Source organism: Halorussus litoreus (genome assembly GCF_003382685.1).
Taxonomy (GTDB): domain Archaea; phylum Halobacteriota; class Halobacteria; order Halobacteriales; family Haladaptataceae; genus Halorussus; species Halorussus litoreus.
In genome coordinates, this window is the sequence record NZ_QLVG01000002.1 from 60,997 (window position 1) to 79,160 (window position 18,164).

Genomic DNA, 18,164 nt, shown 5'->3' on the forward strand with positions numbered 1-18,164 from the left:
AACAGCAGGACATCTCCAAGATGGTTCTGGAGTGGTCTTCAGTTAACCAACGATTCCAGAACTTCACCCCTTTTACGTTGGTTAAGCTCGGCATCCCCTACTGATCTGCGTCTGGTTCTGGCCCGTATCGAGAAGTTCCGCATACTTGGCACTCCCACATCGGCTGCCCGGTCCACTCGTCGTCAGGTACGTCTTCGAATCCGTTGAATCGATGCTCAGTCTCTCGATTGCACTCCCGACACTCGAGGTGATCTCTGTTCGGGCTCTCGTGTCGTGGGGTCCCGGTACTGGCATCGGTGACGGATCGCTGTAGTGCAATCGCCGGTACCAGCCAGACGTCGTCGTCTGCGTCCTCACGAAGGGTCACGAGACGTTCCTCGTCGCGAATCCCATTCCCACTTTTGTCATAGAGGAATGTCGCGTGCTCGCCGTTGTGACGCGACTGCGTCGTGTCTCGCCACATCGTTCGCTCATAAGCCGTCACGAGCAGCTGTTCGCCGCTCTCTGATTTGACCCGGGTCGCCGACGGGAGCGTGGGCCACTGGTCGACAAGCTGCGCTGCAGGCTCCTCATTGAGGTCGTAGATGAGCTGGTAGTCGTCGACCGCAGGGTCGGACTCCGGTTTCGCGAGGAGATTGATCGCAGCAGATCCCTTGGCCACGGCGCCGTAGAACGTCCGCGACTCGACGAGCGCATGGATGACATGGCGGATATCACACTCCGAATCAGGGGTGTCATGGTCAACGGTGGATGCATTGAGTTGATTCGTGAGACAGAATCGGCACTTCGTCTGTCCAGTGGGGATCGATGTCCCGCAGGAGGTACACTCGGCCGCAGTTGCTGTCGTGGTGTCTGGATAGCCTGCGTCGACGCCACTCGTTCGTTGACGTCGGGGCTCTCCGTCGGTACTGCTGGAGAGTTTGTCGTCAGGAAGATGCGTCGCTTCGCCAAGCGGCCGGAGCTCTTCGTGATCAGCATTCTGTCTGGTCATTTGTGGTCGTGAACTGCGTTGCTTCGGTTTCGCATTTAAATATTCGCTGCACATCACTATTCCGGGTGCGTATATAAGTACCAAGAATTACCGGATGTTCCGGTAAAGCCAGAGCTTATAAGAGCTGCCGGATTCCGGTTAGGTATATAAGTATGGCGAGCTACCTAGGTAGTATGCTCCTCGAACCGCCCGCTCGCGAACGCGGATTCAAGAAGGAGCGACTGCATCGAGTTCTCCTCAATCACGCGACGGACGATTTGAGTACGTACGAAGTAGCCAAGCGCGCAGACGTCTCTCAGTCGTGGGGCTACGACTATATCGATCAACTCGAAGCGGCTGGCCTCGTCGACGATACGAGGGTTGTCGATCCGACGGCCCTCTACGAGCACTGGCGGGAGATACGAATCCAGCCTAACGATCTCAGCGTGTCCCTCCAGCAGCCCCGCGACCAAATTCAAGAAACCGAGTGTGAGTACGCCTTCACGACCTATGAGGCCGAGAACATCCACCAAGGATTTCTTTTTGTCTCAGAGACGGCCGTATACGTGAACCCCGACGATATCGAACAGTGGCTTAGATTCATTGAAGAGCAGGGGTTGATTGGTGGCGGGAACACGGAGTTCCGGGTGACCGACGAGCACGTCTTCTACAACGCCCAGACTATCGACGGCGTCCGGACGGTATCGATTCCACAACTGATCGTCGATCTCCTCGATGAGGACGGCCCCGCTGTCGAGGCTGCCCATCGCCTGATCGAGAGGTATCACAATGAGTAGCGGCGACCGGAGCCAGTACGTCGACGCGGTGACCACGCTCTCTGAGCGGGAACTCCAGGATATCATCGCCGCTGCGAGCCCACCAGTGTGCCTCCTCGGCGGATGGGCCGTTCACCTGCACGTCACCGAGGGCTTTCAGGCCGCACACGATCGACCCTACATTGGGTCACGCGACATCGATCTCGGCATCCATATCGAGACGGACTGGACGGCCGAGGAGCTACCCACGACGTCGGTCGCGACGACGCTCCAGGAGATCGAAGACGAACTCGAGTATACTCGTGGCCGCTTCGGCTTCTATCAGCAGTTCCATCGGGACACCGGGGAGCGACTGAGTGACGACGAGGCCAAAGACCAACCGCCACACAACATCTTTCGCGTCGATATCGACATTATCCCCGATACCACCGCACTCGATGCGTTTCACGAGGTGTTCGGGTTCCGCCCGCCTGCAGAACCACTGCTCGAACCCGCATTTACGGCCGGACGTGCTGAAGCGCTTGACGAATACGTTGCGTGGGATGCGCCTGCTGAGGTTCTCATTGCAGCACCGGAACTGCTCGCAGCGATGAAAGTCCGTGCCCTTCCACAGCGAGATAAGAGCCACAAACGGCTGAAAGACCTCGCTGACCTGCACGCACTGCTCTGGTACGTAACCGAGTATGACGAGATAACGGAGGCCGTCCACACGTATCTGAATGACGACGATATCACGGTCTTTCGAGACGCGACGACAGATGAGATATACGACCGCGCAGCGCGACTCATCGGCGTCGATGCATCCCTTCTCAGTCAGTCGATTGAACGCCTCTTCGTGTAGGTAGCGGGTCGTTCCCACCGGCTGCGAGCGGAGTACTGCTTCGATCTAGTTGATCGAGTAGCTCGTTGAGTGTGTTTCGATGAGTCCGCAACGTCACCGGCGACGTGTTCGCCACGTCGGCGATTGTCGACTGGGTGAGCAATAGCCCGTGTTCTTGGTCAGCTTTGTAGAGGCACGTCGCGGCGAACCCCGATGGTTGTACGCCGGTGGTGACGCCAGCCTCCTCCGCTTGCTCTGCGAGTTCACGTGCCCGTTGCCGAATTTGATCGGGGACATCGAGTTCTGACGCGAGCCGTGGGACGAAGGCACTGGGCGTGACGGGCTGGGCCGGGAGTCCAAGTTCGGTGTTCAGCGTCTTGTACGCGTTCGTCACGCGCGATTGCTCGACGCGTGCCGGATCGATGACGTCATCGATCGTGCGCGAAGGCCCGTTACACCGACAGGCGCCGTAGACGCTCGCAGTGGCCATCGCTTCGATCGACCGGCCCCGCAAGAGGTCCTCGTTCTGAGCACTGCGGAAGAGCTGGCACGCCTGGTCGCGAATCGTCTCGGACAGCTCGAGCGCGCTCACGATCCGGCGAACTTCACCGAGACCGTGTGCGAGGTTGCGCTCGGCTTTCGATTGAAATCGACCGCGTTTCTGCTCCCGCCGCATTCGGGCGACCTGCTGGCGCTTCCGTCCGGAGAGCGTATTTCCGTTCACGTCCGTTCCATGTCCGATCTCGGTCGATAGCCCCCGGTCGTGCCGCGTCGCCGTGAGCGGCGCACCCGTCCGTTCACGCTCGTCGTCATCGTACGCCCGCCATTCGGGCCCGTGGTCGATGCGCTGTTCGTCGATAACAAGGCCACACTCCTCGCAGACGGTTTCGACCGCGTTGGTGGTGACCCGCCCGTTGCATTTGGGGCACTGGGTCGATTCAGTTTCAGTCTGGACGTCTTCGTCGAACGTCGTCGCGTAGATGTCTCTGGTTGCCATGATACGCACGAGGGGAATCACGCAGATCGCGCATCTCGGAGCGCCCCTCACCCATCAAGGGGCAAATAAACACCCAGCGGTACGGGAACCTCGCGGTATCATGCTGTGGCGAAACCCCGGCTATGAACGGGTACTCGTAAACAGTGAACCCTCACTCCGAGGACTAGACTCGGCCTATTCGTGACCTACTCGGTCGCTTCCAGCGTCTGTTGCTCGTCGTCCACGACGACCTCATCGAAGGACATGTACCCGTCGTCGTACTCCGGAATGTACTCCTCACCACCAAAGTACCGGATGAACTCGGAACGCGCATCACGGATCTGCCGGGCAGCGGCCTCGCTGATGCCGTCCATGTGCGAGTGATTCCGCCCGTAGCAGACCCATCCAGCGAGATCGCCCATCGTCTCGAAGCTCTTCGCGAGGGTTCGGCGCGCGTTCGAGGAGACATCGCTTAGCATATGATAGAGGTGACTCTGCTGAACGCGATCCTCGGCGGGATCGACTGCCCCGTCCCAGATCTCCATGAGGCGCTGGAGATTCTCGCGCCGATTACCCTGGTCCCAGAGGACATCTTCGTACTTGCGTGCGAGGGCGATCTCCTCGGCGTACGTAATGTCCTCGAGGTCGATCTCTTCGAGGTCGCCGACCGCCTCGGGCCGAGGGGCGGTGTTCGTGGGGTACTCCCGGTCTATGAACTGCTTGCGGTACGAGGGATTCCGGAGGTCCTGGCGCTTGATTGTCCACGACTCGCCCGTGAGTTCGCGCTTCACGAAGTTCTCCGCGAAGAGGTGGTAGTTCTCGACGGCCTCGTCGACGCCTGTGAGCGGCGCGAGGAGCGCGATGGCGAGCTGGCAGGCCCGGTCATCGTCGGCATCCGGCCCCCAATCGAACCCGCCGGGGGCGACATGATGGACGAACAGGTGCTTGTCAAGGAGGTTGTCGCCAGCGGAGACGATGTTCCCGCCGATCCCACGTTCGCCACGATATTCTCTGGATTTGTACTTGGATTTCCGTTCGTAATCGGTTTTTGAGGGCATGGTTTGAGTCGGTCGAATCGAGTCGGCGATGCTACCGCGTCTATCGTCGACAGTGTTATCTCCGTGTGAACGTCGGGAGAGACCTCGAAGGAGAGGTTCTCAGTCGGTCCGGATGCGCGGAGCGAGCATCCGGTTGACCTGCCCATCGCCGTCTGCGAGTTCGTAGGCCATGATGACCGGGAGGTCAGTCCCGAACGTCATCCTGACCGCCGTCCCCTTCGGGATGGTACGAACGATATCTTTCAGATAGTCGAGGCTGAACAGTCCCTCCGCGTCGGCCGCTGTCACATCTTCGAGGTCCTCGCTATCGATCTCTAGCGACACATCGTCCGTGTCTCCCTCTGCTTCGATGCTGAACAACTCGGGGACGTCGTCCATTGTGAACCTGATGTGGTCGCTCACCATGTCCGCCGCCTTGACGCCCCGGTCGAGCGCATCACGGGAGATGGTTACTTCGGCAGGGTGATCCAGGTCAGGAATCTCTGGTTCGGCGCGAATCGTCTTCGGGTTAAGACACGCCATCGTGAACTCGACGTCGTCGACGTGGATGACGAGTTTGCGCGTCTGCTGGTCGAAGGAGAGTTGGACGAGATCGTCCTTGTTCGCCATGCCCACGACGTCGGCGAACCGACCGAGGTCGACACCGACGATACCCGGCGTCGCGTCGTAGGATTCGAAGGCCGCGGCATTGAGGTCGAGGTCATCCATCGCGACGTTCGCGGGGTCGACCGCCCGCATGCTGATACCATTTTTGTCGATGTGGATGCGCGCCTCGTCGACGATGGCTCGGAGCGTCTTGAGAACGGTCTTAAGCTTGCCGCCCTGGATGGCAGCCTGGAACTTCGCTGGGGGACCTTCTACCGTCGACTCTTCCTTGGCGTTTGCGTCGTCCACCGTACCCGCAACGTCCTGCCCCGCTTCCTTGCTTTCAATACCGAATTCGGTCTCCGGGCTCTCCGTGACTGCCGACTCCTCTTGTTCACCTTCAGTTGCGATATCCACTCCGTCCTGGTCGACGCCCGGCTCCTGCTCGCCTCTAGCATCGGTGTCGGCCCCTGTGCTCTCAGTCTCTACGTTGTCGGAATTGGCGTTTGTACTCATTCTTGCGCAATTGCCCTCGATCGTAGTTTCCACACTACCCAACGGTCGAATTGGATGATGCTCTCCGTTTGAGCACCCCTCACCCCATCTGGGGGTAATAAACCAAACGCGCAGTACAGTCCGAGGACTTTGCTCGGAGCTGTCAGGTCAGAAGCCGTAGTCAACGGCGACCAACTCTGCGCTCGCGTCCGTTTCGATCCAGCCGATGTTCGCGGTAATTCCGAGATCTAGCTCAAAACCGTAGTCGCTGAACGTCTCCTGAAGCGTCACACAGTACGCTTTGTCCGTCTCCTCTACTGCGTAGGGCATGATGACCCACCGGGCATCGTCGTCGATGTCCACGAGCGGCGCGAGGTGGTCGCGCGCTGGCTCCGGCATGGTTTCGAAGCGGTGGATCTCGGTCTCGTTCTGGATGACGCCATCCTGAATGTCACGGTCGTCCATCGGCGAGAGTGCAAACTTGACCACAAGATCCTCCTCGACGGTACGGAAATCGTCGGGAAGCCGGAAGACGATTCGCGATTGGCCCTGTCCGACGTGCTCGAAGTCGTACCGATCCTCAATGGTCTGCTGATACCGGCGTACCTCCGAGCCCGCAATGACCTTCGATCGACGAAGACCGTAGAACTCGGTCGCAATTTCGGTTAGCGTGGCTCTGCATCCGTCGTGGAGAACATCTCGGTACATGGAGAACACCTCGGACACGCGCCGCTCGTCTCTAAGGCGCGCCTCGCCCCATAGGGCGCGCAAAAAATCGACCGAAAACGTCACATCTGTCTTCCGTGCTGGTTCCTCGTTCCGGGTGAGTAGGCGATGGCGAAAGCCCGGCGGCTCTGTGAGCCGCCCGGAACGTGGAGGTTGGGTGGGGCGGCGGGAAGCGGGTGAACGGGCATCAGTAAAAAAAGAAGGCCGCGTTAGCCGACTACTCCCACCACCGACCGCGCTCTGGGAACAGCACGGTGCTCCACCCGGTCAGGGCCACTGAGACGCGCCCCTGATACCAGTTCCGCGCCGCCCCGTGAATCCGCACACGTTCACCTTCTTCCATCCACGGTGCATCCGACGCTTTCCAACTCGTGAATTTCGTGCGCCCGCTCTCGTCCTCAATGAGTCCGACTTGGGCAATGGCCGGATTCGACGGCTCCCACAGTTGTGTAATCGTCCCTTCGATGCTCACCTCCTTTCGGTTCACGTCCTCAACCTTTCCAATCGGGATTACCTGGCCCGGCGCCGTCTGTAACTCCTCGAACACCCCGACGACCGCACTCATCATGTCTTTCCCGGCGATGACCGCCTCGGCCAGCCGCCGACTGATCGCCGCCCGCGACCACCCATCCAGCTTCTCGGCCAACCGCATCGACTGTTCGTTCACCGCCGCCAACTGCGCCTGTTCGAGGTCTGCACGGGGATCCTCCCGTTCTGGGTCTGCCATCGGGTCCACGCTCGCTCGCCGCTTCTGGAACTCCGTCCGCCGCTTCGCACTTCGTTTTGCCGCGATATCTCGCGTCCGCATCTCCCGACCCTCCTGCGTCCCGAGTTCGGCCTGGGCACTAATGCGCTCCAGCTCAGCCTCCCGCGCCTGGATGCGCTCTTCCTGTTCGAGGGTCTTCCCGAATATGTGATCCGGTCCTTCTTCGATCCGCGCGTCCGGATGGTTGGAATCGACCTTCGCCTGCACTTCCATGTCGACCGTCGCCCGGAACTCCGGGGTCTCATCGACGACCTCGGAGCCATCCTCGTCGAACTCCGCTTCGTCCGCTTTCTCGAATGCCTGTTCATCGACCGAAACTACTTCACTGGAGACGTTCTTACTTGACATTGGATCTCACTGATCCGAAGGCGCTCACGCGCCCGACACCGCGATGCTATGACATCGCGGATTTCCTCGACGGACTACGACCGACAGACTCGTCTGTGCGCTCTCGCTCGCGCCTTCGCGCGCCCCTTTGGGGCGCGAGCGAGAGCGCGCCCGAGGCGGCCGCCCAGCCAGCACCGCGCGCCGACCCGCCCGGAGCGAGCGGCCAGCGCATTCCCCGTTTCGCCCACGACGCAACCAAGTCCGTCGTGGGTCGGCGAGTCCCGGAAGCCCCCGGAAGTCCGGGACCGAAACGGGAGAAGCGCTGGCGTCGAGGGCACATGCATTTTAGCCCGGAACGGGCGCTCGCGGTGCGGGGAGCGCCCGCATGCCCGGAATGGTCGGTCGCGAGCGACGCGGAGGGCGGAAGCGGCGAGCGGGGCGGGCCGTTGAGAAACACCGTCCATCCGGGTTCGACGCTTAGTGACTCAGCCGACCTCCTGGTGGACTTAGAAAGGGCGAGGCCGCCTCGGCCGTCCCCCGACCCCGCAAGCACCGCAGGCACGAGGCGCGCAGCGGCGGTCGTGGGACGTAGAGCGGCCGAGGGCTTTCGAGTGTCCTCTCCCATCAAATCAGACTAGCAATCAGTCAGCTGTTGCCGGCGACCAGGTCCTCGATGAACCGAAACCCGTTCACGAACGTCACCGAGTCACCGTACCTCTCGCTCGCGAGCACGGTTTCAGCCCCCTCGCCGGCCGCGATATCCGTCGTGTAGATGTAGACCTCCGTCGCAGACCCTGCGCTGGGGTGCTGGGCAGCTAGCGCAGCGAGGGCGGCGTCGGCACGCTCAACCTCGTTGACGGGTCGGTTGTCGGCGTTCGCGATGTACCGCTGGACACTGTCCATTACCCGCGAGACGACAGGCTCGGAGAAATCCAGCGGCGCCGCAACCGTTACCCAGCCCTCGTCGATCGCGGTGTCAATCGGCGCTTCCTCGACGTCGGGTTCGTCGACGGTCAGCTCCTCGTACACCCGTTTGGGCAGGACGAAGGTGACGTCGTTCTGGCGACCGAATCGCCGAACAGCCTTGTACCGGCTGTTCGACGACTGTCCCATCGCGACGAACAGGCCGGTGTCGGCGATGTGGAGCCGGCTCACGCGTCGTCAGCCGCGTCGCCGTAGTCGATATCCAGCTCGTCGAGTCCAGCACCTGCCTCCTCGATGTCGTAGTGCTCGTGGACGACGGGCCGGAGCGCTTGGAGGATCATCTCCGCAGCCAGCGGCGAGATGTCCAGATCCTCCGCCATCAGCCGGTGGGTCACCTCGCCGCGTTCACGGGCGACGGCGTAGGTGAGCGCGGTCGCGAGACCGGCGACGCCGTGCCGGTCGATGTAGGTGTCGATGTCGGCGTCCGTCTCGCGGCGGCCGACGGCGTCGATCAGCGCCGGCGTGATCGTGTACTCGCGGTCGCCCGCGGTCGTCGTCACGGTCAGGTCGATCTCCCGGGCGGCGTACCGGCGCGGCTGCTCGTCGTCGGTAACGTCGACGATGCCGGCGTCGACGAGCCGGTTGACGTAGCTGTAGGCCGTCCCCTGGGCGAGCTCGAGGTCGTCCATTACGTCCTGGACGGTCGCTTCCCCCTCCCGAGCGAGATACGCGTACAGCTGCGCAAGCTGTGGCTCCTCAAGGAGATTGGCGACCGAGAGGAAGTCCTGGACGATGTCGCCGTCGGCGCGGTTTGGGGTGCGTGACACGATTTGTTCTTGATTACAGTTTACAGCGAATCAGTAAAGAGTATGGAGGTCACTCCGTCGGCGTCGCGACGAGATGGTCCTCGATGTTGCGCGCCCAGTACGTTGCGAGCTCCTTGGATACAGCGGGCGTAGAGGTAGGAGTAGGCCGGTGAGCTAGCTCAGTTCGACGGGGCGACGGTCGCTGCGCTACTGGAGACGCCGCCGAACCACCGCCGCAGCGTCACCGACGTACTCCTCAGCCGTCTCGAGCACGCGCTCCTCGAGCGGCGGCGTCAGCACGCGCTCGGCGCAGAGACGACCCGAGGCCGCGTTGTTCCCGGCGCCGGGCCATGTCGACGCCCCGCAGACGTAGAGGGCCTCGACGGGTGTGCCGTACCGCGACCAGCCGGGGAACGGCCGCCACAGGAAGTTCTGGCGGAGGTGGTGGCTGCCGGCGACGCTATCGCCACCGACGAGATTCGGATTGGTCGCTTCGAGGTCTGCAGGCGAATGAACATCGCGATCCCGGATCGCGTCCTGGATTCCTGGGGCGTACGTCTCGAGTTTGTCGAGGACGCGGTCGGCCATCGGTTCGGCCGCCGCCGCCCAGTCGGTCGCCTCGATTTCGCCGGCGGCGTCGTCCTCGATCTCCGAGGGGAGCGCCCGCACCTGGATCCAGAGGACGTGCCCGTCGTCGGGCGTTCGGGACTCGTCGACGGCGGTCGTCTGCCCGACGATGAGCATCGGCGATTCAGGGAGGTGCCCGTTCTGGGCGGCGGTGTACGTCGATGCCAAGTCGTCGACGCCCGGCGCGATGTGGACGTACGCGAACTCCGAGAGCTCCTCACCGGCGGCCCAGTCCGGGAGCTCCTCGAGCGCGAGGTGGATCATCATCGTCCCTGGGCCGTACTCGTAGCGGTCCACCCGGTCGCGGAACGACTCGGGGAGCGCGGCGTCGTCGACGAGCCGGTCGTACAGCACCGTTGGCGTCAGGTTCGCGATGACCGCCTCGCGGGCGCGGACCGCTGTGCCGTCGGCGAGCGTGACGCCGGTCGCTCGCCCATCCGTGATGTCGACGGCGGTGACCTCGGCGTTCGTGCGGACCTCGCCGCCGCGTGCTTCGATGAGTGTCGTCAACGCCTCTGGGATCGCCGACGCGCCGCCGGTGGCGATGGAGATCCCCTCCGAGAGCGCGGTGAACGATTCGAGGAAGGGGAACATCGCGCCGCCGGAGACGTCCGGCCCGAAGTCGATGTGGAGCCCCCAGCAGGCCATCAGTGCCTTCGCCTCCGGCGTCTCGAAGTAGGCGTCGCCGAGCTCCCGCGTCGAACTCAGCGGGATTTGTGCGAGGTCGACCAACCCACTGGGTCCTTCAGTCCGCGCGGCGGCGAGGAGTGTCCGGCCGGCGGCAACAGACGGGAGTGGCTGACCCATCAGCGGTGCGAGGGTCTCGGCGAAGCGGCCGAACTCTTCGTGAAGTGTCTCCCAGCCCTCGGCGTCGGCAGGAGAGTGCGCTTCGAACTCCTTGCGAGTCTGGTCGACGTCTTGATAGACGCGGAGCGCATCGCCGTCCGGGTAGACGTTCGCGAACGGTTTTCCGGACTGTGAGAACGAGAGTCCCGCCTCTTGGAGCTCGTCACCGAACTCCTCGAAGACTTGCGAACCGAGGAAGAGGTTCTGGTTCGTTGAGTGGGTATCATGGATATAGCCCTCTCGAGTGAGTTCGTCGCTGCGAATAGAGCCACCTGGCTTGTCGTTCCGTTCAAGGACGCAGACATTCCATCCTTCGTCGGCGAGGTATAGTGCCGCCGTGAGACCGTTGTGTCCTGCCCCGACGACGACGGCATCGTACGTTTCGGACATCACGTAACTGTTGTTTCGACGCAGACAGAAAGCTTTCGCCCCCTTGTACGGTTGCCCTCGACTGCGAGGTCTCAGTCATGACTTGCGGTGCCAACAAGGTACCTTTCGAAGATGTGCGTTCAGTACGTGGTTAGACCACTGGGGCTACAGCGGGCGCACAGCTGCAACGGGCCTTCCAGATGCCCCAGTTCGACCCGGAACCGGGTGAGCGCCGCGAGCGTGTCGACGACCAGTCCACAACCGTCACAGGCGACGTGATCGCGCTCGTCGGGATTCGGCTCCATCTGAATCGCACAGTCGACGCAGATCGGGTGGGTGACCTGCTCGTCCCGGCCCCAGGTGTGGGCCTCGCCAATCTCAGTGCCGGGCGGCGCGTCGTAGAATGCACAGCCGACGAGGGTCTGCTGCATCACTCGCCCTCCGCGTCGGCGTCGCGGCCGGCCATCCAGCCACGGTGGAAGACGGCCAGCTGTGTCGTCGAGTCGAACGTGGTGCTGCTCGGCTCGTGAACCAGAACTTGGTCTTCAGGAACCGGAGTGACGACGTCCGCGTCGACGAGGTCGCTGACCAAGCGTTGGGCCGTCGAGTCGTTGATGTCCGCCGTGTCGACGCCGGCGGCGTCGCGGTCCTGGGCAAGCTGCGCTTTCTCGAACTGTTCGTAGTCGCTACTCGTGTCGTCGTGAGGATCGGGACTAGGCATGGTGAGTCACGCAGCGCACGCTGTCGCGCGCTGCACGCCTCCCGGAGTGCACGAGAAACAGCGTTCTCGTGCGCACACCAGAACGCTCTGCGTTCTGGGGACGCCGACAAACAGTCAGGAGTGATAGCGTCAGTCAGGTCGCGGATCGCGATAGCCGATGACGGCGACATCGTCGATGAACAAGACGCCCTTCATGAAGTCGAGCTTGGTCAGGCTGTGCTGGTAGAGGTTATGCTGGCCGAGATAGTTCACCGGCACCACCAGACAGCCGAACTCGATCTTTGGCCGGCCGTCCTTCTAGGTGCGGTACCCCTTCTGGAACTTGAGGAGGTCGTCGCTGACGTTCTTCCGTTCGCTCTTCTCGACCTCGATGGCGATGCGGGCGTCGGCGTCGTAGAGATCGACACTGTAGTTAAATCCCTGATGCGACCAGAGCTTACAGTTCGGATTGAAGCCGCCGGTGGCAGCACCTTCGTATTCGTACTGGGGTAGCCCCTCGGCGATCGCGGCATCGAACGCGCCGATTTCTTTGTGCTTCGTCGTATCCTCAAAGACACTCGTCGGAACGGCTTCGACGGCCGACTGTATCAGCTCCAGCGTATCATCTGGGAACGCCTCTGATGATGTTTGCGTGCGTCGGTCACTCAACCGGGTAACGTTTTCGACGACGACCATCTTACCTACTCCCTCACAGAAGGACGCTAAAAGCGATGGGACTCGTCTTCGTGAGAACTCCGATACCTTGTGTTACTATTCAAAGCCATAGTTTGCAAAGCAACAGTAGAGCACCTATCACCACCTACTATCCTCCTTGAGCAAGATCATATCTGCTCTCTCAGGGATAACGGTAAGTGTTCGTATGCTGGCTTACTAAACAATGACTGATACGCGTTATCGATGTCCCGACCAGAGAGATGGACATACCTTGCAGGAACTCTTGAGCCTTGTACCCAGCCAAACCACTCACAGAGCTGGGCTTCCGTAAGCCAGTTTGCGAGGTGAGTAGCACGACTGTGCCTAAAGTGATGTGGATTTACCGGTTTCTCAATGCCAGCACGTTCTTGGGCTCGTTTGAGGAGTCGTAGTCGGATGTAGTTGTAGCCAATCGGTTCGTTCGGAGTCCCTTGCTCGATTTTACACCAGAGTGGAAGGTTTGGTCGTGGTGCGGGGTGGGCCATCAGCCACTGCTCTACATATGGTCTCGATTCGATAAGCGGGAGTCGTCGAGCCCCTGTTTTCCCCGTGACAATGACGTACGTTCCACGAGTATCCGTTTCGATATCACCGTACTGTAAGTCGATGAGTTCGCCAATGCGAGCTCCGGTCTCCCAGAGAATTGCAATGAATGCCCGATCGCGGTCGTTGACACACGCGTCGATAAGTCGTGTGACGTCCTGTGGAGTGAGTAGTTGCCGGGGCAAGATTCGACGGTAGGAGACTGATCCTCGACGAATCCACGCCGTTTGATCTGGCTCCTCACCGCCATTCAACCACTTGTAGAACTGCTTGAGAATCTGCTTGTAGTCAGCAACCGTTGATGCTGCAGTCTCTCGAGTATGAATCCATTCGAGAAGACTCGTAATGTCGGCTCGGTCTAATTGATCGAACTGGTTTTGCCCGACGTGTTCCGCAACGACTTTGAGATGTGCAGTGACTTTCTGGCGGCGTGCTGCGCTGATTCCATCCAGTAGGAGTTCCCGGTGGAAGTCTTGGATGAGACGCTTGTTCGTCGGATGGATTGACGAGGAGTTTGTGATAGCGTTGAGCGTACGAGTGACACTTGCTTCGTAATCCATCGTCGGCATAGCCTGCTAGTGGACGGTCCGCATCGCTATCTGCTTTGGTAGTCGAGTTGTCCTGCCTGAATCCGTACTCCTTACCGCGTTTTTGGGATAGTGACTTATAAACACTCAAGAACTTAGTTGTTAGAATATACATTACAAGTAAGATAGTCCAATGCCTCGGCGAACCACGCGTATTCCCGATGAACTTGCGGATCAAATGGCTGATGCAGATGAGATCGATTGGTCAGAAACGATTTGTCGATCTGTTCGTCGACGACTTGGAAATCCTGGATCCTCTCCCATACAGAAGCTCGTCGCTGATTATCGAGATGATATCAATCGACTCTGGGCACTTCATATGCTCTCCCATAGTATTTCCACACAGCATGTCTGTGAGACGATGGAGCTCATTTTTGGGTCGGACCAGAGTGATATTGTTGACGCAGTTGAGACAGAGTTAGCTAACCATGACATCGATGGTATGTACAGTCGAACCGCTGATGGATATCGAGTCGGAGACCTGATTCGTGGTGCAATCGCCTGTAACGGACTGGCCGATCTTAAGTCATACACGAAAACCCAGATCCAAGATGCACCACTTAAGATTCGAAAAGGAGTATTCGTTCTTTCGTTGTTCCTTTGGAACCGGCTTGATGGAGACGGTGCAACAATACACCCAAAAGGCGTTGAACGAACATGGCAGACGTACGCAGATGATACTGACGTAGAATTTGAAGACCTGATTGCAAGAGGATTCGCTTACAAGAAATACCATGATGCAAATGCCTACAAACATTGGAACCATCTCATTCCAGAGTACAGCCTCAGTATCCTCAACGCCTGTATCGACCGTACTCCGTCGATTTCCTTCCCCGGAACGTACCCAGGTAAGTCCACACTTCGGGAATTATACGCCGATGATGCCTGCCGAGAAGTAATAGAGTGGACTGGCGGTACGTTTGCTTCTCATCGTGCTCATAGTGAGGAGGAATACATCCAGAATGCAATCAATGAGCAAGATATCTCGCTCACGGTAGAAGAGTTCAAAACGGCTCGTGACCAACTCATCCAAAACGGCGTTCTCGTTCTTGATTACGATCCTCGACGCAGGAGTGCAGGGAGTCGAAGCAGCCAACCTGCTAAATGGCAGTACCGACTTACTCCTCCTGCTCGGAATGCCCTTCCGAAGGTACTCTTAGAATCAAACGCATAGACTGAATACTCTCTGACCTCTAATGAGGCCCGTAGTCACTTGTTTGCCGAAGTTTGTCCGGAAGTTGATCGAGACAGGTTTCGAGGAAGCTGAGCGGGGCTTCGACTTCAATCGCTCCCGGTTCATGGACTGATTTGTCATCAGTTTCGAACTGGAAATGCGTTGTCCCGAGTTCTGGATGATCGTCGTCTTTGTGCCAGCCAAGATTCACGACATCGTCCGCCCAATGAACACGCTGCACATCAGTTCCTTCACGTGGCCGCCAGAGGACCTCCACTTTAGCATCCATCCGGGGGAATGACTCGCCAAGGAACAGTTCTACATCGACGTCTGCAACGATGGTTCGGGGCCGAATCCGCGAGGGGTCATATCGCACATCGTGGAACCCAGGGACGTTCTCCATTCGTTCTTTGATACGACGAAGGCCTTCTCGTCGGGTGAATCCCCGACCACCAGCAAGCAATAGCACCATCTATCTCGTTATCCTTCCTGCGGAAGCTTCGTAGACGACTCATCACCAAGCGACTCCGCACCTAATGTCGTGAGCGAACTCTTGAGGCTGATTGCAAGCTGAATCGATTCACGCATCTCGATATTGTATTCCCACTCTTCGATGGTTTCGAGGCGTTCACGGCGCTCGTCGCCAGCCAAGTCATCACGGCCGATGCTCTGGCGCAGTTCCGCGAGTGACTCGACCCCGTAGGTGTCTTTCCACGTATCGAGCTCCTCACCGATTGCATTGAGTTCGTGCGTGAGTTCGTCGAGTGTGTGTGCTTCTGCAAGTTCACGGACCTCACGGAGCAACTGCGTGACGTTATCCGGCTGGTAGCTCGTGCCCTCGTTTGTCTCGACGACTTCCAGATCGCCCTGTTCAACCATCCGTTCAAGATACTTCACCGCCGTATCGCGTGAGACGTCTGCCTCCTCAGCGATCCAGCCTGCATTCCGTGGTTCTGTCCGCGTTAGCGCGACATGGCGGACACGCTCTGCTGCATCCGCGTTATCGGGCCAGCGTGGTTCTTTCTTGCTCATACGTTGTGTCTTCGTCATGGTTTCACTAATAGTTTCGCACTAGTACGGACTATTTAGCACTCTACGATAGGTCACTTTCAGCACCCCGCAGAATTTCGTACAGAGTGCGCCTCATCCTTCAGGCGCACAAAAACCATTACTCGGAGTCGCTTCCGAACGATCACTTCATCCACCCCCAGACAAACTCCGACTGCGACTCCTCCTTGTCCGGACTTGTATCAACACCTTGCTCGTCGTGGGTCTGGTTCATCGGTTGGTCACGCTCTGTGAGTTCGGCTGTGAGTCACTTCGCTTTGCTTCAAGTCCCCTAGTGCGCTTGTTCCTGTTCTATAGTGGTCGATCGCAGGTGAGAATTAATGCCGGAGTTAGAATAAACGGGGCCACGAGCACCTAGGGCCGTTCAAAGATGCAGTTGCTGCTGTTTTGAGAAGCCTCGGTCTTAACCAACAGGCGCTCCCGAGTAGTACCGTCTGTTGGTTAATGATTTGGGCTTGCTGGAACCGTCTGCTGTTGAGAGACGTAACTCCGGGGAGCATTGCAGTTCCAATACCGCACGTTTATATCGTGCGGCCAGAACCAATCGGGGCGTGGGATACCCTCTTCCTCCCCAAATCCCCCACTATGGGTATCCCACGCCTGAGCCTACTCCGATAGTCCGCCCTACGTAGTGAGTCACACCGCCGAACCAGTTACAGCCTACAAACTAAATAACGGAATTGCACTTCCACCGACGGGCATGAGCGAAGGCAACCAAAATCCGTATGGTATCTCCGAGTATAGCCGGGGTATGCCGAGCAACCCCCGTTTTGAACTCTATATTGACGGCGCAGGTGAGTATCGGTGGAGACTTGTCGCGACGAATGAGGAGATAATCGCGACTAGGGGCGAAGGGTACGTGTCGAAACAGGGGGCTAAACGCGGTATTGCAAGCGTCAAGCGGGCGGTTCCGAATGCTGAGGTTCGGGACGAGTCCTAACTTCATTGAGGCTCGCTAACACCCAAGAAGGTGGATGACAATCGGTAGAGGACTGCTTGCACCAGAATTCACTCATGAACTCGATTTTGGAGATATCATTGGGAGAGCGCCGTTATCTCCCGCATACAGCCGTCTCGCAGACATTGCGCGGTTTATACGTTTCCTTGTGAAACTGGGGAGTAGAACGATGATCGGCTGGCTGTCACTCAGATATGCAGAACATACGCTCCCCAGGGTGGTGGCGTGAATCCGCTTCTCGTCGCGACCGTGTTAGTCGTTGTCTCGGCGGGCGTTATTTGGAAGGGGAGCGAGGTATTGGAAACCTCTGCCGAACGCCTCAGTAAGCACTACGGGCTTCCGGTCGCTGTCCACGGGGCGGTCGTCGTCGCCGTCGGGTCGAGTTTCCCAGAACTCAGTTCGGTCGTGGTTAGTACACTGCTCCACGGGGAGTTCTCCCTCGGCGTCGGCGCCATCGTTGGGAGTGCCGTGTTCAATCTCCTCGTTATTCCGGCGCTTTCGACCCTTTTCAGCGACGGTCTCGAATCGACACGCGACCTCGTTCACAAGGACGCGCAGTTCTACATTATCAGCGTACTCGTCCTGTTCATCACTTTCGCGTTCGGCGCGACCTACGTTCCGGCCGGGACGAACCAGGAAGCGGTTCTGACGCCGGCGCTCGCCGTGTTCCCCTTGCTCACGTACGGTGTCTACGTTTTCTTGCATTACCAAGACGTGCAAGAGCACGACCGGACGGGTGACATCGCCATCGAGCCCGGACGCGAGTGGGGGCGACTCGGGGTGTCCCTCGCGCTCATCGCAGTCGGCGTTGAGGGGATTGTGCGTGGGGCGCTCGACTTTGGCGCCATCTTCGATACGCCGACGTTCTTCTGGGGGCTCACAGTCATCGCTATTGCGACGAGCCTCCCCGATACGTTCGTCAGCGTCCGGGCGGCCAGACGAGATTCGAGCGTCACCAGTCTCACGAACGTTCTTGGGAGCAACACGTTCAACCTTCTCGTTGCAATTCCGGTCGGTGTGCTTATCGCTGGCGCGACGACCGTCAACTTCCTTGTCGCGGTCCCCCTGATGGCGTTTCTCGGAATCGCAACGCTGGTGTTCATGATCTTCGCAAGAACAGGTCTCGAAATTTCGAACTCCGAGGCGTACGTCTTCCTCGCGTTGTACGCCGCGTTTCTACTCTGGATGGGATTGGAAACTGCCGGAATCGCCCAGACCGTTCGCGGATTGTAAATACATGGGTTCTATAAGTGGACGTCACTGCCATGCTCTCCGAAATCACTTATATCAATCATTCATAGGGAGAATACGTACGGAAGCTACTGTTGATCGATTCGACCGAACTACAC

The 18,164-nt window shown here is 59.2% G+C and carries 18 protein-coding genes and 2 pseudogenes; 5 read left to right on the top strand and 15 right to left on the bottom strand.

Annotated features, from left to right (window positions below; genetic code table 11):
- Positions 1-97 precede the first annotated feature (97 nt).
- On the bottom strand, positions 98-991 hold the full coding sequence (locus tag DPQ64_RS10070) for a biosurfactant protein 1 (protein WP_115864221.1): 894 nt from the start codon (positions 989-991) through the stop codon (positions 98-100).
- A 173-nt stretch (positions 992-1,164) separates the two neighbouring features.
- Here DPQ64_RS10070 and DPQ64_RS10075 point away from each other — a divergent pair, with 173 nt between their 5' ends.
- The gene (locus DPQ64_RS10075; RefSeq protein ID WP_115864288.1) at positions 1,165-1,767 is read left to right on the top strand and encodes a hypothetical protein; all 603 of its coding nucleotides are present in this window, start codon (positions 1,165-1,167) and stop codon (positions 1,765-1,767) included.
- Complete coding sequence (locus DPQ64_RS10080) at positions 1,760-2,587, top strand: nucleotidyl transferase AbiEii/AbiGii toxin family protein (protein ID WP_115864222.1); 828 nt, start codon at positions 1,760-1,762, stop codon at positions 2,585-2,587. Before DPQ64_RS10075 ends, DPQ64_RS10080 begins: the two co-directional genes overlap by 8 nt.
- A gap of 61 nt (positions 2,588-2,648) precedes the next feature.
- Here DPQ64_RS10080 and DPQ64_RS10085 read toward each other — a convergent pair.
- The 12 genes and pseudogenes from DPQ64_RS10085 to DPQ64_RS10145 all read right to left on the bottom strand — a co-directional run.
- Positions 2,649-3,563 (bottom strand): annotated as a pseudogene (locus DPQ64_RS10085) (transcription initiation factor IIB); the annotation flags it as partial.
- Between the two features lie 185 nt (positions 3,564-3,748).
- Positions 3,749-4,600, bottom strand: coding sequence for a DUF6166 domain-containing protein (locus tag DPQ64_RS10090; protein WP_115864224.1), 852 nt, complete (start codon positions 4,598-4,600; stop codon positions 3,749-3,751).
- A gap of 99 nt (positions 4,601-4,699) precedes the next feature.
- On the bottom strand, positions 4,700-5,701 hold the full coding sequence (locus tag DPQ64_RS10095; RefSeq protein ID WP_115864225.1) for a DNA polymerase sliding clamp: 1,002 nt from the start codon (positions 5,699-5,701) through the stop codon (positions 4,700-4,702).
- 147 nt (positions 5,702-5,848) lie between these two features.
- Positions 5,849-6,472 (bottom strand): hypothetical protein, encoded by a 624-nt coding sequence (locus DPQ64_RS10100; RefSeq protein WP_115864226.1) that lies wholly within the window; start codon positions 6,470-6,472, stop codon positions 5,849-5,851.
- A gap of 151 nt (positions 6,473-6,623) precedes the next feature.
- On the bottom strand, positions 6,624-7,520 hold the full coding sequence (locus DPQ64_RS10105) for a replication factor A (RefSeq protein WP_115864227.1): 897 nt from the start codon (positions 7,518-7,520) through the stop codon (positions 6,624-6,626).
- A 624-nt stretch (positions 7,521-8,144) separates the two neighbouring features.
- On the bottom strand, positions 8,145-8,654 hold the full coding sequence (locus tag DPQ64_RS10115; protein ID WP_115864228.1) for a hypothetical protein: 510 nt from the start codon (positions 8,652-8,654) through the stop codon (positions 8,145-8,147).
- Positions 8,651-9,250, bottom strand: coding sequence for a DUF7437 domain-containing protein (locus DPQ64_RS10120; protein ID WP_115864229.1), 600 nt, complete (start codon positions 9,248-9,250; stop codon positions 8,651-8,653). Before DPQ64_RS10120 ends, DPQ64_RS10115 begins: the two co-directional genes overlap by 4 nt.
- 186 nt (positions 9,251-9,436) lie before the next feature.
- Entirely contained in the window at positions 9,437-11,092 is a 1,656-nt protein-coding gene (locus tag DPQ64_RS10125; protein WP_115864230.1) for a phytoene desaturase family protein, read from the bottom strand.
- Positions 11,093-11,211: 119 nt separating this feature from the next.
- Positions 11,212-11,502: a DUF7558 family protein gene (locus DPQ64_RS10130; protein WP_115864231.1), complete on the bottom strand. Its 291-nt coding sequence runs from the start codon at positions 11,500-11,502 to the stop codon at positions 11,212-11,214.
- Positions 11,502-11,792, bottom strand: coding sequence for a hypothetical protein (locus DPQ64_RS10135; protein ID WP_115864232.1), 291 nt, complete (start codon positions 11,790-11,792; stop codon positions 11,502-11,504). The genes DPQ64_RS10130 and DPQ64_RS10135 overlap by 1 nt, the downstream gene beginning before the upstream one ends.
- A gap of 129 nt (positions 11,793-11,921) precedes the next feature.
- Positions 11,922-12,467, bottom strand: a pseudogene (locus tag DPQ64_RS10140) (hypothetical protein).
- A 146-nt stretch (positions 12,468-12,613) separates the two neighbouring features.
- Positions 12,614-13,588 carry a tyrosine-type recombinase/integrase gene (locus tag DPQ64_RS10145; RefSeq protein ID WP_232820545.1) on the bottom strand — a complete coding sequence of 325 codons (975 nt, stop codon included), beginning with the start codon at positions 13,586-13,588 and terminating at the stop codon, positions 12,614-12,616.
- Positions 13,589-13,748: 160 nt separating this feature from the next.
- Between DPQ64_RS10145 and DPQ64_RS18770 the strand changes: the two genes are divergently transcribed.
- Positions 13,749-14,789, top strand: coding sequence for a hypothetical protein (locus DPQ64_RS18770; RefSeq protein WP_157971661.1), 1,041 nt, complete (start codon positions 13,749-13,751; stop codon positions 14,787-14,789).
- A 19-nt stretch (positions 14,790-14,808) separates the two neighbouring features.
- Here DPQ64_RS18770 and DPQ64_RS10155 read toward each other — a convergent pair whose 3' ends face one another.
- Together DPQ64_RS10155 and DPQ64_RS10160 are read right to left on the bottom strand one after the other, a co-directional pair.
- Positions 14,809-15,192, bottom strand: a complete 384-nt coding sequence (locus DPQ64_RS10155; protein WP_198662085.1) for a hypothetical protein — start codon at positions 15,190-15,192, stop codon at positions 14,809-14,811.
- A 77-nt stretch (positions 15,193-15,269) separates the two neighbouring features.
- The gene (locus DPQ64_RS10160) at positions 15,270-15,821 is read right to left on the bottom strand and encodes a DUF7342 family protein (protein WP_115864235.1); all 552 of its coding nucleotides are present in this window, start codon (positions 15,819-15,821) and stop codon (positions 15,270-15,272) included.
- Positions 15,822-16,557: 736 nt separating this feature from the next.
- Here DPQ64_RS10160 and DPQ64_RS10165 point away from each other — a divergent pair.
- The gene (locus DPQ64_RS10165) at positions 16,558-16,797 is read left to right on the top strand and encodes a YegP family protein (protein WP_232820546.1); all 240 of its coding nucleotides are present in this window, start codon (positions 16,558-16,560) and stop codon (positions 16,795-16,797) included.
- Between the two features lie 243 nt (positions 16,798-17,040).
- Complete coding sequence (locus DPQ64_RS10170) at positions 17,041-18,048, top strand: sodium:calcium antiporter (RefSeq protein WP_115864236.1); 1,008 nt, start codon at positions 17,041-17,043, stop codon at positions 18,046-18,048.
- Positions 18,049-18,164: the final 116 nt, after the last annotated feature.